At 34.0% G+C, this 18,976-nt stretch carries 20 protein-coding genes; all 20 read right to left on the bottom strand.

The features are described from left to right. Window positions 1–59: 59 nt before the first annotated feature. Window positions 60–884: a hypothetical protein gene (locus E0F76_RS01600; protein WP_342773044.1), complete on the bottom strand. Its 825-nt coding sequence runs from the start codon at window positions 882–884 to the stop codon at window positions 60–62. 53 nt (window positions 885–937) lie between these two features. Continuing rightward, on the bottom strand, window positions 938–2,371 hold the full coding sequence (locus E0F76_RS01595; RefSeq protein WP_132000589.1) for an MBOAT family O-acyltransferase: 1,434 nt from the start codon (window positions 2,369–2,371) through the stop codon (window positions 938–940). A gap of 166 nt (window positions 2,372–2,537) precedes the next feature. After that, entirely contained in the window at window positions 2,538–3,911 is a 1,374-nt protein-coding gene (locus E0F76_RS01590; protein ID WP_132000587.1) for an NADH-quinone oxidoreductase subunit N, read from the bottom strand. Between the two features lie 108 nt (window positions 3,912–4,019). Further along, window positions 4,020–4,346 carry a four helix bundle protein gene (locus E0F76_RS01585; protein ID WP_246021952.1) on the bottom strand — a complete coding sequence of 109 codons (327 nt, stop codon included), beginning with the start codon at window positions 4,344–4,346 and terminating at the stop codon, window positions 4,020–4,022. Between the two features lie 118 nt (window positions 4,347–4,464). Further along, window positions 4,465–5,907, bottom strand: coding sequence for a complex I subunit 4 family protein (locus tag E0F76_RS01580; protein WP_132000585.1), 1,443 nt, complete (start codon window positions 5,905–5,907; stop codon window positions 4,465–4,467). A gap of 3 nt (window positions 5,908–5,910) precedes the next feature. Further along, a complete protein-coding gene (gene nuoL, locus E0F76_RS01575) occupies window positions 5,911–7,800 on the bottom strand; it encodes an NADH-quinone oxidoreductase subunit L (protein ID WP_132000583.1) in 1,890 nt (629 codons plus the stop codon). A gap of 6 nt (window positions 7,801–7,806) precedes the next feature. After that, window positions 7,807–8,127 (bottom strand): NADH-quinone oxidoreductase subunit NuoK, encoded by a 321-nt coding sequence (gene nuoK / locus E0F76_RS01570; RefSeq protein WP_132000581.1) that lies wholly within the window; start codon window positions 8,125–8,127, stop codon window positions 7,807–7,809. A 1-nt stretch (window position 8,128) separates the two neighbouring features. After that, entirely contained in the window at window positions 8,129–8,641 is a 513-nt protein-coding gene (locus E0F76_RS01565) for an NADH-quinone oxidoreductase subunit J family protein (RefSeq protein WP_132000579.1), read from the bottom strand. Further along, a complete protein-coding gene (locus tag E0F76_RS01560; RefSeq protein WP_132000578.1) occupies window positions 8,641–9,186 on the bottom strand; it encodes a NuoI/complex I 23 kDa subunit family protein in 546 nt (181 codons plus the stop codon). Before E0F76_RS01560 ends, E0F76_RS01565 begins: the two co-directional genes overlap by 1 nt. A gap of 110 nt (window positions 9,187–9,296) precedes the next feature. Next, complete coding sequence (gene nuoH, locus E0F76_RS01555) at window positions 9,297–10,349, bottom strand: NADH-quinone oxidoreductase subunit NuoH (RefSeq protein WP_132000577.1); 1,053 nt, start codon at window positions 10,347–10,349, stop codon at window positions 9,297–9,299. Then, a complete protein-coding gene (locus E0F76_RS01550) occupies window positions 10,342–11,391 on the bottom strand; it encodes a 2Fe-2S iron-sulfur cluster-binding protein (RefSeq protein ID WP_132000576.1) in 1,050 nt (349 codons plus the stop codon). The genes nuoH and E0F76_RS01550 overlap by 8 nt, the downstream gene beginning before the upstream one ends. 50 nt (window positions 11,392–11,441) lie before the next feature. Beyond that, window positions 11,442–11,816, bottom strand: coding sequence for a four helix bundle protein (locus tag E0F76_RS01545; protein ID WP_132000575.1), 375 nt, complete (start codon window positions 11,814–11,816; stop codon window positions 11,442–11,444). 18 nt (window positions 11,817–11,834) lie between these two features. Further along, entirely contained in the window at window positions 11,835–13,190 is a 1,356-nt protein-coding gene (nuoF, locus tag E0F76_RS01540) for an NADH-quinone oxidoreductase subunit NuoF (RefSeq protein WP_132000574.1), read from the bottom strand. Window position 13,191: 1 nt separating this feature from the next. Further along, the gene (locus tag E0F76_RS01535; RefSeq protein WP_132000573.1) at window positions 13,192–13,722 is read right to left on the bottom strand and encodes a complex I 24 kDa subunit family protein; all 531 of its coding nucleotides are present in this window, start codon (window positions 13,720–13,722) and stop codon (window positions 13,192–13,194) included. A 76-nt stretch (window positions 13,723–13,798) separates the two neighbouring features. After that, window positions 13,799–15,037, bottom strand: coding sequence for an NADH-quinone oxidoreductase subunit D (locus tag E0F76_RS01530; protein ID WP_132000572.1), 1,239 nt, complete (start codon window positions 15,035–15,037; stop codon window positions 13,799–13,801). A gap of 26 nt (window positions 15,038–15,063) precedes the next feature. Next, entirely contained in the window at window positions 15,064–15,585 is a 522-nt protein-coding gene (locus tag E0F76_RS01525) for an NADH-quinone oxidoreductase subunit C (protein WP_132000571.1), read from the bottom strand. 5 nt (window positions 15,586–15,590) lie between these two features. Continuing rightward, complete coding sequence (locus E0F76_RS01520; RefSeq protein ID WP_132000570.1) at window positions 15,591–16,139, bottom strand: NADH-quinone oxidoreductase subunit B; 549 nt, start codon at window positions 16,137–16,139, stop codon at window positions 15,591–15,593. A 167-nt stretch (window positions 16,140–16,306) separates the two neighbouring features. Beyond that, window positions 16,307–16,672, bottom strand: coding sequence for an NADH-quinone oxidoreductase subunit A (locus tag E0F76_RS01515; protein WP_132000569.1), 366 nt, complete (start codon window positions 16,670–16,672; stop codon window positions 16,307–16,309). A 209-nt stretch (window positions 16,673–16,881) separates the two neighbouring features. Further along, on the bottom strand, window positions 16,882–17,076 hold the full coding sequence (locus E0F76_RS01510; RefSeq protein ID WP_007137066.1) for a cold-shock protein: 195 nt from the start codon (window positions 17,074–17,076) through the stop codon (window positions 16,882–16,884). A gap of 128 nt (window positions 17,077–17,204) precedes the next feature. After that, complete coding sequence (aspS, locus tag E0F76_RS01505; protein WP_132000568.1) at window positions 17,205–18,953, bottom strand: aspartate--tRNA ligase; 1,749 nt, start codon at window positions 18,951–18,953, stop codon at window positions 17,205–17,207. Window positions 18,954–18,976 lie beyond the last annotated feature (23 nt).

Here is an 18,976-nt window from a genome sequence, read left to right as displayed (position 1 = left end):
TTATTTAAATTAAAAATTCAAAATAATTTGATGTTGATTTTTATATCGGCTGGAATTTATTATTTAGTCTCAAAAAACCTTTCAATAACAATTTTCGTGAACATTCGTGCTCCTGTATCATTCATGTGACCACAGGAAGAAAAATACTGGTCACCCTCAACTGCATTTTCTAAATTATGAATTTCAGGATAGATTTTATTAGCCTTTTCAAAATAATTCAATCCTTTTACATTGGTACACATGGGTGTCATTATAGCGATGAGATTGATGTTGTTTTTCCTGCAGGTTTCTTTGATTTCTTCGTAGTATTTATTGCGAATGGGTTTCAAATTGCGAATATCATTCTTCATATTCCCAGTTTTATGACCCAATGGATGGTAGCCTTGCTGGTCTAAAATATTGGTTGGCTTGTTGGTCAAAGTGTTGTACATTTCTCTGAAGCCAATCAATGCATCAAAATCAACGTAACGGTAAAAAGGAATATAGTACAATGCATTAAAATCTTTCTGTCCTGAAAAATGGTCTTTGATGATTTGGGAATGATGAATGTAAGGCAAAAACTTAGCAGCTATAGCTTCGGATTCTTTATCGTTAGAAAGACCCAAATCGGCATCAATAATAAGGTTTTTAATACTGTATTGCCGTTCGACCATTAGTTTTAACATCAAGGAAGCTTCGAATAAATGCGCACCACTCATACCGTAGTTAAAGGTTTTTAATCCTTTTTTCTCAAAAAGTTCAGGTACAAAATGATTGTTGGAACGTGAAGATCCTAAAATAACTACATCATAATTTTTGGCCTTGGAATTATAGACGTTTTCTACTTTTCCTCTATTCGAAGAATGCAAATATACAGTCGTGTACGACCAGTCCAGTACTATCATAAGTACTAGTAGGACAAGTAGAATTTTAGCTGAAAAAAGTATAAATTTTTGCATTAAAATTGAAAATATATAAATTCTTTATAATCCGAGTAAGTTCCCAAAGCGATAATTGCCAACAAACACACTGTTAATTTTAGTCCGCTATATTTTCCTGAAATGGGTTCTATTTGGTATCTGCTATTCCATTCGACTATTACAAAAGCCAACACCATCAAAAGCAATTCATTTGAATATCTTTCATTTACTAAATATTGGAATGAAAAAGTGTGATCTGTAAAAATTCTTCTAATATAATCGAAAGCAATGCTGATGGTATTTGCCCTAAAAAAGATCCAAGCAAGACAGGATAACATAAAGGTAGCAAGAATATCAAAGAATGTTTTTATGGAGTTTATATCCCAGTGCAATTCGGCTGTTTCCATATTATTCCGATTAGTTCCTAATAATAAGGAAGGCAAAAAGTAAAGTGCATTGATGAATCCCCAAGCTAGGAAAGTCCAATTCGCGCCATGCCAAAAACCACTAACCACAAAAATAATAAACACATTGCGCACCTGTTTGAGTTTGTTTCCTCGGCTTCCGCCAAGAGGAATGTATAAATAATCCCGAAACCAAGAGGATAATGAAATGTGCCAACGCCGCCAAAACTCGGCAATATCTCTGGAGAAATAGGGGTAGTTGAAATTCCGTAACAAATCCAATCCAAATAATTTGGACATTCCCAGAGCCATATCCGAATAACCTGAGAAATCACCATAAATTTGGAATGCAAAATAAACGGCTCCTAAAATTAATGACAAAGAATTCATTGAAGTATAATTATCAAAAATGGCATTAGCATAGGTAGCACAAGTATCGGCAATCACTACCTTTTTGACCAATCCCCAAATAATTTGGTAAACTCCTTCTTTTGCTTTTTCATAATCGAAATTTCTTTTCAGTTTTACTTGAGGTAATAAATGGGTGGCTCGCTCAATTGGACCAGCTACTAATAGCGGAAAATAACTCACAAACAGCGCGTAATCAATGATGTTTTTCTCAGAATGAATTCTTTTATAGTAAATATCAATCACGTACGATAATCCATGAAAAGTGTAGAATGAAATTCCAACAGGAAGAATCACATTCAACAAAAGTGGACTGGATTCTATACCAATATCATTTAATGCATCTGAAAAGGACGCGGCAAAAAAGTTGTAGTATTTGAATATGGCTAAAAAACCCAGATTGAAAATGATACTCAACCAAAACCAAAACTTTCTCTTATGATCTTGGGTGTTTTTTTCAATTTGAATTGCTGTAAAATAACATAGAAGGGTGGAAAACAGTAATAAAAATAGGAATCGAAAATCCCAACAGGAATAAAAATAGTAACTTACTACAACTAGAAAAGCGTTTTGTGAACTCTTCGATTTACTAAATACAAACCAATAGAGTACGAAAACTATGGGTAAGAAAATAGCAAATGTCAGTGAGTTAAAAAACATAGTTTTACAGTCTAATGTGTTTTGTAATGGAGACAAAAACCATCTCAGAATTAGAAGGGGATGGTTTAGTGTTTTTAATTTTAAAAAAAATACCGCAGATTTACAGATTAAAATAGTTGAAAATCTGCGAATCTGCGGTAAAATTATATATAAACAGATGTATATTTTATCCCAATAAATCCAAAACCGCCGAAGGGAATAAACCAATTGCAATATTCAATACAATTGAAACTAGTGCTACTGCATGAATCACAAATGGTATTTTAGTCACTTCTTCATTTGGCTCTTTAGTATACATGGCTAAAATTAACTTGAAATAGTAACCAACACTTATAATCGAGTTGATTACTGCCGCTATTACGATGATCAAATAACCAGCTTGGATGGTTTGATTGAACAAAAATAGTTTGGCAAAAAAACCAGCAAAGATTGGAATTCCAGCCATCGAAAGTAACGCTGCTGTAAGAGTTGCTGCAAGTATAGGACTCGTTTTTCCTAATCCGTTGAAGTTGGTGATATCTTCGTTATTCTTGTTTTTACATGCATATAAAATTACTGCAAAAGCAGCAATTCCAGCCAGTGAATAAGCAGCAGCATAATACAGTAAACTAGCTGATGAAGAACTCATTGTTAATAGAGTCATCAACATAAAACCAGCATGAGAGATTCCTGAGAAGGCTAGCATACGTTTAACGTTGTTTTGTCTTAATGCCATAATATTTCCAACAGTCATCGAAGCAATCGAAATTACAATTATAATATTGATAAAAGCATCCGAAAGTTCAGCATTCATTGCTGTCATAATTTTAAATAAAGTAGCAATTGCAATCACTTTTACCAATGTACTCATCGTAGCAGTTGTCATAGTTGGTGAACCTTCATAGACATCAGGAGCCCAAAAATGGAAAGGAACAGCTGCGATTTTAAATAACATTCCTATAGTAACTAATGTAACCCCAATAGGAAACCAAGAAGGCAATTCAGCTGATTGAGACCAATCTGTAATTTCGGCAATGTCAAATGTTCCCATTGCACCGTAAATTAAGCAAATTCCAAACAAGATTATCCCTGAAGCAAAAGATCCCATCAAGAAATATTTCATTCCAGCTTCGTTACTTTTTATATTTAATCGGTCACTTGCAGCAAGAATATATAAAGAAATAGACAAGATTTCGATTCCTAGAAAAAACATGGCTAAGTTTCCAAAAGAAACCATGGCAACTCCACCAGCCAACATAAATATTTTTATGGCAATAAAATCGGAAATTTTAGTTTGATGTTCTTCGTAGAAATCATGACTTAAAGCAATCAAGAAAACTGTAAGTATAATAAACAAGGCAGAAAATGAAGATGAAAATTGGGTCACCACAATCATATTATTGTAATAACTCATTGGAGTATTGTATTCGGACATTGTTATAAATCCAAGGACTGCTAATAATCCAATAATGGTTATTGGAATAATGGCTTTTCTAAAATTTAAAATTTCAAATAAAAGGCATAAAACACCTAATCCTGTTATAGCTATTAATGTATTCATTTTTTGATTTTTTGATTTAGGATTTTTGATTTAGGATTTAAAATTGAAAAAGGAACGTTCGCAACTACTCGAAAATCCTAATTATTATTTCCTAATTTCTAAATCTTTTTATTGTTTTATATTATTTTTCTCTTTTATTGTTTTTATTCCTGATGAAAAAATAGCAACCAATTCATTCGCTTCTTTTATTAACTTTTCAAGCTCAACTTTGTCACATACTATTTCTAATCCTTTGATAAACTCTAACCAAAATAAACTTTCATCTGCCTCTTCATCTACGATTTTTAATTTGTTTAAAAAATCAGCACTTGATTTGCCTCTACAAACTGCTCTGTAATTAGCAGCAACTGATGATGAGGATTTAAAAAGTTGAAAGGAAACGACATCAACAGCTTTATCCTTATCTATTAACATTAAAAACTTAAATACATCCAATGCAAATTATTTTGTACGATTCTTAAGTTCTTCTTTCGTCATATTTTAATAATTATTAAATATTCCAATTTACCCATCCAACAAAAATCCTAATTCTTAAATCCTTAATCCTATTTTATTAATTAATTCTGTTTATTAGAGTTATAATGTTTTCTAGACTTGGTGAAATCAAATCCATAATTGGTTTTGGATACAATCCAAAAAAGAATAAAACGGCAATGATGAGTACCAAAGATAATCCTTCGTTAAAGGTCACATCATTAAATATTTTAACATTGGTTTCACCCAACATCACGTGTTGAAACATTTTCAACATATAATAAGCTCCTAATATTATAGTAGTTCCACCAAGAAGAGCAAACCAAATATTTATTTGTGATAAGCTGTATAAAACTGTAAATTCTCCTACGAAGTTAAAGGTGGATGGCAAAGCAACAGATGCTAAAACCAAAAGCATGAACATAGAAGTCAATTTAGGGGACTGACTACGAATTCCACCCATTTCTGAGATAGTTCTTGTTTCATATCTTCTGTAAATAATTTCAGCAACTAAGAATAAGCCAACAACTACAAATCCGTGAGCGATCATTTGCAATACAGCACCACGTAATCCGTCAAGTGTTAAAGTATAACAGCCTGCAGCAATTAAACCAACGTGTGCCAAAGAAGAGTAAGCCAATAGCTTTTTCAAATCTTTTTGTCTCAATGCTACGATCGAACCGTAAATTACACCAACTAATCCAAGACCGATAAATAATGACATAAATTCTTTTGCTGCCAATGGAGCAATAGGTAATTGCCAACGAATTACACTATACAATCCCATCTTTAACATGATTCCAGAAAGGAGCATTGTTCCTACTGTTGGTGCTTTTTGGTACACTTTTGCCTGCCAAGTATGAAAAGGAATTAATGGAATTTTGATGGCATACGCTAAAAAGAAAGCCAAGAATATCCAGAACTGTTCTGTAGAGGATAAATTCGCTTTTACTAAATCACCAATTAAAAAACTATTTGCTTTTTGGTACAAATAAACAAAAGCAATTAACATAAATAAGGAACCAGCAAGAGTATAAATAAAGAATTTAACAACTGCTTTTTTACGTTTTTCAGCATCGCCATTACCCCAAATTAAAGCAATAAAGTAAATTGGGATTAATGATAATTCCCAGAAAACATAATATAATAGACCATCAGTGGCAAGAAAAGTTCCTGTCATTGCGAAGGTCATAAACAAAATTAATGCATAGAATGCTTTTGCATTTTTATAATTATTTCCAAAGGAGGAATAAATAATAATTGGTATCAATGCGGTTGTTAACAAAAGCATCGCTAATGTAAGGCCGTCTGCATAAAAGGATATAAATACAGCAGGTTTAGAAATCCAAATTTTAAAATAACTGATTTCTTGTCCTGAATTGTATTGGCTAAGTAAACAAATCGTACCTGCAAAAGCGGCCAATGAAATTAATAAAGCTACTTTTGGAGCCCATTTATCACCAGAAAAATAGGTTGCAAATGCGCCAACAAAAAGAATAATTAAAAGTGTAGTTACATCCATTATTTAAAAATTATTGCAATAGTATAGATAAGTTAATAGTGCACAAATGCCTAGGGTGAACATTGAAAGATAGAATCCAACGCTACCGTGATGAAATCTTCTCCCAAATGAAGCTAATTGGAAAGTCGCTTTTCCTAAACCAAAAACTAGTGCCGATAATGTTGTTTCAACACTGTCTCTAAAGAAATTAGAAAGCACATTAATTGGTTTTACAAAAACAGCATCGTAAACCTCGTCAACATAATATTTGTTATACAAAACTTTTGTTAGACCAGTGATGTTTTCATCTTCACTTGGAATTGTATTTTCTTTCAAGTATTTTTTATAAGCAAGTCCAATACCTGCAAGAGCACCTATTGTTGCAATTGCCATCAAAGTGTACTCAGTAGTTCCAAAAGAATGTTCTTCTTGAGTAACTTTCGAAAATAATGGTGCTAAATAATCGTTCAACCAACTATTTCCTGGTAAACTAATAATTCCGCCAATGAAAGATAATATTGCCAAAACAATTAAAGGAATAGTAATTAAACTTGGACTTTCATGTAAATGATGTTTTTGTTCTTCAGTACCTCTAAATTCATTGAAAAAAGTAAGATACATTAGTCTAAACATATAAAAGGCAGTCATAATAGAAGCAATTGAACCTATTACCCATAATGCAATATTATGATGAAAAGCAGTCATTAAAATTTCATCTTTAGACCAAAATCCTGCCAATGGAAAAACTCCAGAAATAGCTAAGGAAGCAATAAGCATGGTTATAAAAGTAATCGGCATGGCTTTTTTCAATCCACCCATTTTTCGCATATCTTGTTCTCCGTGCAATCCGTGAATTACTGAACCAGAACCTAAGAACAAACAAGCTTTAAAGAAGGCGTGAGTGATGACATGAAAAACAGCTACTTCATACGCACCAAAACCTAAAGCCAAGAACATTAATCCCAATTGAGAAACGGTAGAATAAGCCAATACTTTTTTGATGTCTGTTTGAGTCAAAGCTATTGTGGCGGCAACTAATGAGGTTACAGCACCAATTATAGCTATGATATTTTGAACACTTGGAACCATATCAAATAAGAAACTCATTCGTGTAATCATAAAAATACCTGCAGTTACCATTGTTGCTGCGTGAATCAATGCCGAAACAGGCGTTGGTCCAGCCATCGCATCAGGCAACCAAGTATATAATGGAATTTGTGCCGATTTACCACAAGCACCAATAAATAAACAGAGAGCAGCAATTGCCATCCATAAATCATTAGTATCACTAGCTGAAGAAATGGCAGTTTTAAGACTAGTAAAATCTATAGTAGTGAACATAGAACCTAGAATAAAAATACCTATCAGGAATCCTAAATCTCCGATTCTATTCATAATGAAAGCTTTTTTAGCCGCATCATTGAAATCTTGATTTTTATACCAAAAACCAATTAATAAATAGGAGCAAAGCCCAACACCTTCCCAACCAATGAACATCATTAGTAAATTGCTTCCAATTACCAAGGTGATCATAAAGAAGATAAATAAGTTTAGATATGCAAAGAATGAATGCATCTTCTCATCATCGTGCATATAACTGATGGAATACAAATGAATCAAAGATCCAATTCCAGTTACAAATAACAACCAAAGTATTGATAATTGATCTAAAAGAAAACCGAAATTTACTTTGAAATGTTGTGTTGAAATCCATTCGAATAAATCAACTGTTATGGCTTGTTTTGTTTGTGTTATTTGTAAAAAGAAAGACAAAGTAACTGCAAACGATATAAACACAGAAAGTGTTCCAACAATACCAACGATAGTTTTTCCCGCTTTTTTACCCAGAAAAACATTAAACAAAAACCCTATAAAAGGAGAAAGTAATAAGACTAAAATTAAACTTGTATCCATTGAAGATTATCCTTTTAAATTTTTTAATTTTCCAACATCAATTGTATTCATATTTTTGAATATTGAAACTAAAATAGCGAGACCTACAGCAACTTCGGCAGCAGCTACAGCCATTGAGAAAAATACAAATATCTGTCCTTGTGCATCTTGATGATAGGTCGAAAACGCCACAAACAATAGATTTACAGCATTTAGCATTATTTCGATTGACATAAACACAATTATTGCATTACGTCTGTACAATACTCCAAAAACTCCAATACAAAAAAGTATTACGCAAAGGAATATGTAATTTTCTATACCAATTTGATTTAAAATATTGTTCATATTATTTTGTGATTTTTTCTTTTTTAGATAATAAAACAGCTCCAATCATTGCAACTAAAAGCAGAATTGAGGCAAATTCAAAAGGCACCATATATTCGTTAAGCAATATTTTTCCCAAAACCTTTATGGATTGGTAATCTTCACCAGTACTTATATATTCACCAACAATAGGTTTCGAGTTAATAAATATGCCGATTAATACGACACACATTAATATAAACAAAACAATGGCTCCTAGTCGAGTAATTCGGGGTTTGTGCACATCATTTCTATTATTCAAATTCATTAACATTATTGTAAACAACATTAATATCATAATAGCACCTGAATAAACTATCACATGGACTATGGCTAGAAATTGAGCGTTTAATAATAAATAATGACCTGCAATCGAGAAAAAACAAATCACCAAATAAATGGCACTGTGAATTGGATTTCGGCTATAAATTGTCAAAAAAGCGGTGGCTAAAGTGATAAAAGATAGAACACAAAATAGAATTAAAATTATCGACATTAGTTGGCGTTTTTAAGTTGAGCATTTTTCATTGCGATATCCAATGGCATAACCAATTTATCTTTTCCAAAAATAAAATCTTCTCTGGTATAATTTGCTGGAACTAATTCTTTTGAAATAGTCAAGTATATAGCGTCTTTTGGACAAGCTTCCTCACACAATCCACAAAAAATACAACGCAACATATTGATTTCATAAATCGAAGCATATTTCTCTTCCCGATACAAATGCTTCTCGTCTGGTTTGCGTTCTTCCGCCTTCATCGTGATCGCTTCAGCGGGACATGAAAGTGCACATAATCCACAAGCCGTACAATTTTCGCGACCTTGCTCATCGCGTTTCAACATGTGTTGACCACGATAAACTGGACTAAATTCACGTACTTGTTCAGGATAGTGAATGGTTGCTTTTTTTCTAAAAAAGTGTTTGATAGTAATCAATAACCCCTTTACGATGGCTATTAGATACATACTTTCAAAAAAAGTCATCTCTTTGTTTGAGACTACCTTTTTTCTTCCGGAAAGTGATATTTCTTGTATTGACATTTTTTATATTTTTTTGAAGCTTACTCCTGCTATCCGTTTCAATCTTTTATGCCGAACCCCGGCATAAAAGGATTTTCACTACTATCAGGGCTAAGGTATTGGTGTTCTAATTAAAATCCTAAATAAGCCATAATTTCTACTCTCAAAAGAACAATTCCTGTGATGATGATATTGAAAATTGAAAGTGGAATCAATATTCTCCATCCCAAATGCATCAATTGATCGTATCTAAATCTTGGAATAGTCCATCGAACCCACATATAAAAGAATATAAATCCACATAATTTTATAAATAAAGCTCCAATTCCAAAAACGTTGGCAATATTTACTCCCCAATGTTCAACTACCCAACTCATTCCTGGATAATTATATCCTCCAAAGAATAATACCGCAAGTATTGTCGAAGAAATAAACATATTGGCATATTCAGCAAATAAATAGAAACCCATTTTCATGGATGAATATTCGGTATGATAGCCTCCAATTAATTCTGTTTCGCATTCCGCTAAATCAAATGGAGTTCTATTCGTTTCTGCAAAAGCACAAATCAAAAAGATTAGGAAAGATAAAGGTTGGTAAAAAACATTCCAATTCATCCCTGCTTGTTGTGCCGAAATTTCCCTTAAACTCAAAGTGCCAGTCATCATCAATAAGGCTATTATCGACAATCCCATCGCTACTTCATAAGAAACCATTTGTGAAGCTGCTCGTATCGCTCCAATCAAAGAGAACTTATTGTTAGAAGCCCAACCACCTATCATTATTCCGTAGACTCCTATAGAAAGGACACCAAATATATACAACATGGCTACGTCAATATCGGTAGCTTGAAGCAAAATATCTCTTCCAAAAAGATGAAAACGATCTCCCCAAGGAATAACAGCACTTGTGATTAATGCTGTTGACATGGCAATTGCCGGGCCGGTAAAAAACAAAAATCGATTAGGTGTATTAGGTTCAAATTCCTCTTTGGAAAATAATTTTAAACCATCGGCAAGTGGTTGTAATAATCCTCCCCAACCCGCACGGTTTGGACCCACTCTATCCTGAAGGTATGCAGCTACTTTTCGTTCTGCCCATGTAGAATACATTGCCATAAGCATAGTAAATGCAAATACAACAAGGATTACAACACTTTTTTCTATTATAAAAGTACTATCCATTTATGGTTGAATTTAATGGGTTGCCATCAATTTTTTCGTTAAAATCAATCTCAGACATACTTATTTTTTTTCTGTCAATTGCTCTTCCTTTTAGAATAGTTTCTTCAGTTTCAATAACTACAGTATCTAATTTTTTAGTGTAATTATTTTGATTGATAACAGAATCTTTTTCAAATTCTCTTGGTCCTTCAATAACCCAATCCGAAACTTCTTTATGGTCAAAACGACATCCGTTGCAAATGAATTCATCGATCTCGTGGTATTCATCTTTTCTACCTGTAACTCTTTGAATTTCGTCACCAAACATCCAAACCGTAGTTTTTCCGGAACAAGTAGGGCAATCTCTATGTGCATTATAAGGCTTGTTGAACCAAACTCTCGATTTGAATCTAAAAGTTTTGTCTGTCAAAGCCCCTACTGGACATACATCAATCATATTTCCTGAAAACTCATTATCAATGGCGTGAGAAACACAAGTCGAAATATTCGAATGATCACCACGATCCATAACTCCATGAACTCGGTCATCGGTGATTTGGTCTGCCACCATTACACAACGATAACAAAGAATACAACGATTCATGTGTAATTGAATATTCGGACCGATATCTTCTGGTTCAAACGTTCTTTTTTCTTCAATAAAACGACTCTCCGATTTTCCGTGTTCAAAGCTTAAATTCTGCAAATCGCATTCTCCTGCTTGATCACAAACTGGGCAATCCAAAGGGTGATTAATCAGCAAAAATTCTGTCACTGCTTTCTGAGCTTCTTGTACTCTAGGTGACGATTTGGTTTTCACTTCCATTCCGTCCTGACATCCTGTTACGCAGGAAGCCATTAATTTGGGCATTGGTCTTGGATCGGCTTCACTTCCTTTGGAAACTTCCGACAAACAACAACGACATTTTCCGCCGCTTCCTTCTAATTTAGAATGGTAGCACATGGCCGGTGGAACTATATCTCCACCAATCATTCGGGCTGCTTGCAGGATAGTTGTTCCTGGTTGTACTTCAATCTCTTGACCGTCTATGGTTACTTTCATTTTTTTAAGTCTTAACATCTTAATGTCAAATGTCTTAAAGTTGTGTGACTTTAGACTTTATGACTATTTTCTAAATATTTAATAAATCCACTTAACAATTTTGATATATCTGAAACATTTAAATATAAATCATCGAATTCTATCTTCGAAATATAATTTAAATCTAATGCCAAATACAACTGCGACCTAACTTCTCCAGCCGAAGCTTTCGAAACATATAAATAATAAACAAACTCTTTATCTGTATTTCTTTCAAATCCTTCTGCGATATTTGAAGAAATTGAAACGGAAGCTCTTCTAATTTGTCTAACTAAATCGTAATCTTTTTTAAAAGCTGAATTTTCGGTTATTTCATAAATTCGTTTATTAAATAATCTAGATTTCTGCCAAGAATTAATTTCTTCAAACGAATTAAATTTTCCCATTATAATGCTTTATGACTTTTAGACTTTCGACATTATGACTTTAGAAAAAGGCTCAGCAACAAAATGGTCTCTATTTTTTATTTTTTCTGGGAAACGAATGTGATATTCAAATTCTTCTCTAAAGTGTCGAATCGCTGCTGCCACAGGCCAAGCTGCTGCATCACCTAAAGGGCATATCGTGTTTCCTTCTATTTTACTTTGAATGCTCAATAGCAAATCAATATCTTCCTCACGGCCAAAACCGTTTTCAATTCGGTTTAATACCTTTTCCATCCAACCAGTACCTTCACGGCATGGTGAACATTGTCCACAACTTTCGTGGTGGTAAAATCTTGAAAAATTCCATGTGTTTCTTACGATGCATGAAGTGTCATTGTAAACAATAAATCCTCCTGAACCTAACATGGAACCTGTTGCAAAACCACCATCGCTCAAACTTTCGTAAGTCATCAAACGATCGTCGCCATTGGCAGTTTTGTAGATTAAATGTGCTGGTAAAATTGGCACTGATGATCCTCCAGGCACAAAAGCCTTCAAAGGTCTGTCAGAACTCATTCCTCCCAGATATTCGTCAGAATTCATGAATTCGTAAACACTTAAACCCATTTCAATTTCGTAAACGCCTGGATTTTTAATATGTCCAGAAGCTGAAATTAATTTGGTTCCAGTAGATCTTCCAACTCCAATTTTAGCATATTCAGCACCTGAATTATTCACAATCCAAGGCACTGCAGCAATAGTTTCAACATTATTAACCACTGTAGGATTCGCCCAAAGTCCAGAAACTGCTGGAAATGGTGGTTTGATACGAGGATTTCCTCTTTTTCCTTCCAATGATTCGATTAATGCAGTTTCTTCACCACAAATGTAAGCTCCTCCACCAATCTGCACATACAATTCTAAATCAAAACCAGATCCTAAAATATTTTTTCCTAACCAACCTGCAGCTTTTGCTTCTGCGATGGCTCTTTCTAATATTTTATAAACCCACATGTATTCACCACGAATATAAATGTAAGATAGGTTAGCACCCAATGCATAACTGGAAGTTATCATTCCTTCGATCAATAAATGAGGAATAAATTCCATCAAATAACGGTCTTTGAAAGTTCCAGGCTCTGATTCATCAGCGTTGCAAACCAAATGTCTTGGTTTTCCTGATTTTTTATCAATAAAACTCCATTTCATTCCAGCTGGAAAACCTGCTCCACCACGACCTCTTAAACCAGAAGTTTTCACTTCTTCGACAATTTCGTCAGGTGTTAGTTTTTTCAAAGCTTTTTCCACTGAAGCATATCCGCCATGCTGACGATAGACTTCATAGGTTTTAATTCCTGGAATGTTTACTTTGTCTAATAATATTTTTTGTGACATATTATTTATCGTGTAATGTAATTTTATTATCTCTGCAATCAGCTATAATCTGATCTACTTTTTCTTTAGTCAAGTGTTCTTTGTAAAAATCTCCTAATTGCATCATCGGAGCATAACCGCAAGCACCCAAACATTCTACACCTCTTACTTCAAATAAGCCGTCAGGGGTAGTTTCTGCAATTCCAACGCCTAATTTTTCGCAGGTATAATCCATTAAATCCTCGACGCCATTCAAACAACAAGGAGAAGTTCTGCAAAATTCGAACATGTATTTGCCAATTGGTCTTTGGTTAAACATAGAGTAGAAGGAAACCACTTCATAAACCTCGATGGGTTTGATAAGAAGTATTTCGGCCACTTTGTTCATTAATTCAAAACTCAACCAATTGTCGTGTGCATCCTGAACTTCATGTAAAACGGGCAATAGAGCCGATTTTATTTTGTCTTCTGGATAATGACTGATTAATTCATTGATGCGTATCATCAATGATTCAGTTATGTTTATTTCTTGTTTGTAATGTGTTCTTTCCATTCTATATTTTAGATTTTAGATTTCAGATTCAGATTTTTTCAATCTGCATTCCGAAATCTGGATGCTGCAATCTTTTTTAAGCGTCTAATTCTCCAGCAATAACATTAAGACTTGATAAAATAACAATCGCATCCGAAAGCATGGCTCCTTTTATCATTTCGGGATAGGCCTGGTAATAAATAAAACAAGGTCTACGGAAGTGCAATCTGTAAGGAGTTCTACTTCCGTCAGTAATCAAGTAAAAACCTAATTCACCATTTCCACCTTCAACTGCGTGATATATTTCGGCAACAGGAACAGGAATTTCACCCATTACAATTTTGAAATGGTAAATCAAAGATTCCATATCAGTATAAACATCTTCTTTTGGAGGTAAGTAATATTCAGGAACATCAGCATGAAATGCATTTCCTTCTGGCATTTTATCTAATGCCTGACGAATGATGCTTAAACTTTCCCATACTTCGGCATTACGAACACAGAAACGATCGTAGGTATCGCCTGATTTTCCAACTGGAACGATGAAATCGAAATCTTCATAAGAAGAATAAGGATGAGCGACACGAACGTCGTAATCAACTCCTGCAGCTCTTAAATTTGGACCTGTAAATCCATAAGCCATTGCCATTTCGGCTGAGATAGGGCCTACATTTACAGTTCTGTCAATAAAGATTCTGTTTCTTTCGAACAAGTTTTCAAATTCTTTCCAAGCTACTGGGAAATCATTTAAAAACACTTCAAGTTTGCGGAAAGCTTCTGGTGTCCAATCTCTTTCGAAACCACCAATTCTTCCCATATTTGTTGTTAAACGAGCCCCACAAATTTCTTCGTAGATTTCGTAAATTTTCTCTCTAAACTGAAACACATATAAGAATCCCGTATAAGCGCCAGTGTCAACTCCAAGAATCGAGTTGCATATTAAATGGTCTGAAATACGAGCCAATTCCATGATGATAACACGGAGATATTGTACTCTTTTAGGAACTTCAATATCCAGTAATTTTTCCAAAGTCAACCACCAACCCATATTATTGATAGGAGAAGAACAATAGTTCATTCTGTCAGTAAGTGGAGTGATTTGGTAAAAAGGTCGATTTTCGGCAATTTTTTCGAAAGCTCTGTGGATGTAACCAATAGTTGGTTCTGCTTCTACGATTCTTTCACCATCCATTAATAAGACGTTCTGAAAAATACCGTGAGTTGCAGGGTGTGTTGGACCTAAATTAAGAACCGAAAGCTCGCTTCCGTCATCGTTTAGGTTGTTTTTTATTAAGTTAGCATATCGATGCTCTGGTGGTAATAATAGTTCTGACATTTATTGAATGTGAAAAATTATATTTGTTATTTGTTTGATTGTGTTCTTCCGAAAAAACGGTCGTCTTTGTCCGTTCTTCCTCCGTCTTCTAAAGGGAATTCTTTTCGCATTGGAAAAGAAACCATTTCATCCATGTTTAAAATCCGCTTTAATTGTGGATGACCTATGAAATCAATTCCGTAAAAATCGTAAGTTTCTCTTTCCATCCAGTTGGCGCTTGGAAAAATAGTAGTCAAACTTTTTAATGAAGGATTTTCACCACTAATATAAGTTTTGATTCTAATGCGTTTGTTTTCATACCAATTGTGCATGTGATATACAATAGCAAATTGTCTTTCTAATTCGTTATCCGGATAGTGAACGCCGCATAAATCAGTTAAGAAATGAAAACGCAATTCAGAATCATTTTTCAAGTAGAGGATTATAGCAGTAATTTTATCTGCAGGAACTTCTATCGAAAGAATATCTTTTTCAAGTTTAAAAAGAAAAGTTACATCGCTAAAAGTAGCTGATAATTTGTCTTGAATTTGAGCTGTTTCTAATGCCATTTTTATTATTTGATATTATATGAAGCTAATAATTCTTGATATTCAGGAGAGCTTCTTCTTCTTACAGATTCACTTTTTACCAAATCTTGCAAACGCATTACACCATCAACAATTTGTTCTGGCCTTGGAGGACAACCGGGAACATAAACATCTACTGGAATTACTTTGTCAATTCCTTGTAAAACAGAATAGGTGTCAAAAACACCACCAGATGAAGCACAAGCTCCAACAGCGATTACCCAACGAGGCTCTGCCATTTGTTCGTAAACTTGACGTAAAATAGGGCCCATTTTTTTTGAAATAGTTCCCATAACTAGTAACATGTCAGCTTGACGTGGTGAAAAACTCACCCGTTCCATACCAAATCGAGCTAAGTCATAATGAGAAGCCATTGTTGCCATAAATTCAATTCCACAACATGAAGTTGCAAAAGGCAATGGCCAAAGTGAATTAGCACGAGCGAGACCCACAACATCGTTTAGTGTTGTTGCGAAGAATCCTTCACCAGAAACACCTTCTGGTGGCTCAACCATTTTTATATTTGAAGTACTCATTTTAATTTTAGATTTTAGATTTTAGATTTTAGATTTTTGTTAATCTTAAAAGGTAAAATCATTTTTTTAAATCAATATTTTAATCTGAGAATTTTATGTTTTAAATCTAAATTTATCTTTAGTCTTCCTAAATCTAAAATCCTAAATCTAAAATCTAAAATTCCTTATTATTCCCAGTCTAATGCTTTCTTTTTGATAATGTAGAAAAATCCAATCAACAACAAAAGCATAAAAATGACCATTTTCACCATTCCTTCCATTCCCAATTCTTTGAAATTAATTGCCCATGGATAAAGAAATATTACTTCAACATCGAATAAGACAAATAAAATGGCAACCAAGAAATATTTCACTGAAAAAGGAATACGTGCATTTCCTAAAGATTCAATTCCACATTCAAAATTACTGTCTTTTATTTTAGAAGATCGTTTAGGTCCTAATTTGCCTGAAATCAGGATAGTTCCAGCAACAAATCCAATAGCTAATAAAGCCTGCATTAGTATTGGGATGTAATCTAATTGACTTGATTGCATAATGTATTTTGATTTAGTCTATTTAAAAACGCAAAGATAGCTTTCAAGGAATTAAAACACAAGTTTATAGGCAAATTTCGTTGAAATAGGAACGAAATCGATATAAGTGTTAGGATATAAAAAAAATAGAAACACTTTTATACAAAAAAACGCTTCGATATCCATCGAAACGTTTTTTAACATTCTTAAACAAAAAAAAAATTCTTTGCTTAGATAACTGCTACTTTCGCAGCAACTTTTCCTTTTCTTCCTTCTTCTTCTTCATAACTAACTCTGTCACCTTCACGAAGCTCTTCCGCGTTGATTCCTGATGCATGAACAAAAATGTCTTTTCCTGTTTCTTCGTCTGTAATGAATCCGTAACCTTTTGATTCATTGAAAAATTTAACTGTACCTGTACGCATTGTAATAGTAATAATAATTTATAATGAGGCAAATGTAATATTTAATATAATACGAAAGTTAGTATTGTATAATTTTTTATAAAAAAATTGATTTTCAACGTTTTACAGCATATTTAATCGACTAAATACTAGTTGTTTAATTTTATATGCAATTCATTTAACTGTAATTCATCAATTTTTGATGGTGCATCAATCATTACATCTCGACCTGAATTATTCTTTGGAAATGCGATAAAATCACGTATGGTTTCTTGGCCACCTAATATTGAAACTAATCGATCTAATCCAAAAGCCAATCCTCCATGTGGTGGTGCGCCGTATTGAAAAGCATTCATCAAGAACCCAAATTGATCTTCAGCTTGTTCTGGTGTAAATCCAAGATACTTAAACATCAATTGCTGAGTTGCTTTGTCATGAATACGGATAGAACCTCCTCCGATTTCGTTTCCGTTCAAAACCATATCATAGGCATTGGCACGAACCGCTTTCGGATTGGTTTCTAATAAGTCCATATCTTCAGGTTTTGGAGAAGTAAAGGGATGATGCATCGCGTGATAACGTCCTGTTTCTTCTTCAAATTCTAACAATGGGAAATCAACTACCCATAGTGGAGCAAATTCAGCCGGTTTTCTTAAACCCAAACGAGTTGCTAATTCCATTCTTAAAGCAGAAAGTTGTGTTCTTGTTTTATCAGCTGGACCGGAAAGAACAAATATCATATCGCCGGCTATTGCGCCAGTTGTTTTTGCCCAATTGGCTATATCTTCCTGGTCATAAAATTTATCTACAGATGATTTAAAAGTACCATCTTCGTTGCATTTAGCATAAATCATTCCGGTAGCGCCAATTTGTGGGCGTTTCATCCAATCAATTAAACCGTCAATTTCTTTACGGGTATAATTCCCAGCTCCAGGAACGGCAATTCCAACTACTAATTCCGCTGCATTGAAAACAGGAAACTCTTTGTGTTGTGCAAATTCATTCAACTCGCCAAATTCCATCCCGAAACGAATGTCCGGTTTGTCATTTCCATATGTTTTCATAGCGTAATCATAAGTAATTCGAGGGAATTTATCCACCTCGACACCTTTTATTTCTTTCAATAAATGACGAGTCAATCCTTCGAAAACATTCATAATATCTTCTTGATCTACAAATGCCATTTCGCAATCGATTTGTGTAAATTCCGGCTGACGATCGGCACGTAAATCTTCATCACGGAAACATTTTACAATTTGGAAGTATTTATCCATACCACCCACCATCAACAATTGTTTGAAGGTTTGGGGTGATTGAGGTAAAGCATAAAATTGTCCTTCATTCATTCTACTTGGAACCACAAAATCTCTGGCGCCTTCTGGAGTCGATTTGATTAAGTAAGGAGTTTCAACTTCGCAAAAATCCAAATCCGAAAGGTATTTACGCACTTCCATTGCTACTTTATGACGAAAAAGAAGGTTGTTTTTTACTGGATTTCTACGAATATCCAAGTATCGGTATTTCATTCTGATGTCTTCTCCACCATCCGTTTCATCTTCAATTGTGAAAGGAGGAGTTAAAGCAGCATTCAATATTGTAAGTTCTGTGACCAAAATTTCCACATCACCTGTTGGCATATTTGCATTTTTGGCTTCTCGTTCAATTACGGTTCCTTTGGCTTGAATTACAAATTCACGACCTAGTGTTTTGGCCAACTCGAAAACCTCTTTTTGACTACGACTTTCGTCGAAAATTAATTGGGTAACTCCATAACGATCGCGTAAATCGACCCAATTCATAAATCCTTTGTCACGTGATTTTTGAACCCAGCCCGCAAGGGTAACTTCAGTATTGATATGAGAGGCGTTGAGTTCGCCACAGTTATGACTTCTATACATTTTATTTTATTTTTTATATGCTG

This window comes from Flavobacterium cellulosilyticum, from assembly GCF_004349355.1.
Taxonomy (GTDB): Bacteria; Bacteroidota; Bacteroidia; order Flavobacteriales; family Flavobacteriaceae; genus Flavobacterium; species Flavobacterium cellulosilyticum.
This window is presented reverse-complemented; position numbering and strand designations above follow the sequence as displayed.

Excerpts from the sequence above, each read along its gene's own strand:
- E0F76_RS01525 (WP_132000571.1), bottom strand. The coding sequence starts at position 15,585 with ATGGCATTAGAAACAGCTCAAATTCAAGACAAATTATCAGCTACTTTT.
- E0F76_RS01535 (WP_132000573.1), bottom strand. The coding sequence starts at position 13,722 with ATGGAAAGAACACATTACAAACAAGAAATAAACATAACTGAATCATTG.
- E0F76_RS01510 (WP_007137066.1), bottom strand. The coding sequence starts at position 17,076 with ATGCGTACAGGTACAGTTAAATTTTTCAATGAATCAAAAGGTTACGGA.
- E0F76_RS01520 (WP_132000570.1), bottom strand. The coding sequence starts at position 16,139 with ATGAGTACTTCAAATATAAAAATGGTTGAGCCACCAGAAGGTGTTTCT.
- E0F76_RS01560 (WP_132000578.1), bottom strand. The coding sequence starts at position 9,186 with ATGTCAATACAAGAAATATCACTTTCCGGAAGAAAAAAGGTAGTCTCA.
- E0F76_RS01600 (WP_342773044.1), bottom strand. The coding sequence starts at position 884 with ATGATAGTACTGGACTGGTCGTACACGACTGTATATTTGCATTCTTCG.
- aspS (WP_132000568.1), bottom strand. The coding sequence starts at position 18,953 with ATGTATAGAAGTCATAACTGTGGCGAACTCAACGCCTCTCATATCAAT.
- E0F76_RS01565 (WP_132000579.1), bottom strand. The coding sequence starts at position 8,641 with ATGTCGATAATTTTAATTCTATTTTGTGTTCTATCTTTTATCACTTTA.
- nuoH (WP_132000577.1), bottom strand. The coding sequence starts at position 10,349 with ATGGATAGTACTTTTATAATAGAAAAAAGTGTTGTAATCCTTGTTGTA.
- E0F76_RS01550 (WP_132000576.1), bottom strand. The coding sequence starts at position 11,391 with ATGAAAGTAACCATAGACGGTCAAGAGATTGAAGTACAACCAGGAACA.
- nuoL (WP_132000583.1), bottom strand. The coding sequence starts at position 7,800 with ATGGATACAAGTTTAATTTTAGTCTTATTACTTTCTCCTTTTATAGGG.
- E0F76_RS01530 (WP_132000572.1), bottom strand. The coding sequence starts at position 15,037 with ATGTCAGAACTATTATTACCACCAGAGCATCGATATGCTAACTTAATA.
- E0F76_RS01545 (WP_132000575.1), bottom strand. The coding sequence starts at position 11,816 with ATGGGAAAATTTAATTCGTTTGAAGAAATTAATTCTTGGCAGAAATCT.
- E0F76_RS01580 (WP_132000585.1), bottom strand. The coding sequence starts at position 5,907 with ATGGATGTAACTACACTTTTAATTATTCTTTTTGTTGGCGCATTTGCA.
- E0F76_RS01515 (WP_132000569.1), bottom strand. The coding sequence starts at position 16,672 with ATGCAATCAAGTCAATTAGATTACATCCCAATACTAATGCAGGCTTTA.
- nuoF (WP_132000574.1), bottom strand. The coding sequence starts at position 13,190 with ATGTCACAAAAAATATTATTAGACAAAGTAAACATTCCAGGAATTAAA.
- nuoK (WP_132000581.1), bottom strand. The coding sequence starts at position 8,127 with ATGAACAATATTTTAAATCAAATTGGTATAGAAAATTACATATTCCTT.
- E0F76_RS01590 (WP_132000587.1), bottom strand. The coding sequence starts at position 3,911 with ATGAATACATTAATAGCTATAACAGGATTAGGTGTTTTATGCCTTTTA.
- E0F76_RS01595 (WP_132000589.1), bottom strand. The coding sequence starts at position 2,371 with ATGTTTTTTAACTCACTGACATTTGCTATTTTCTTACCCATAGTTTTC.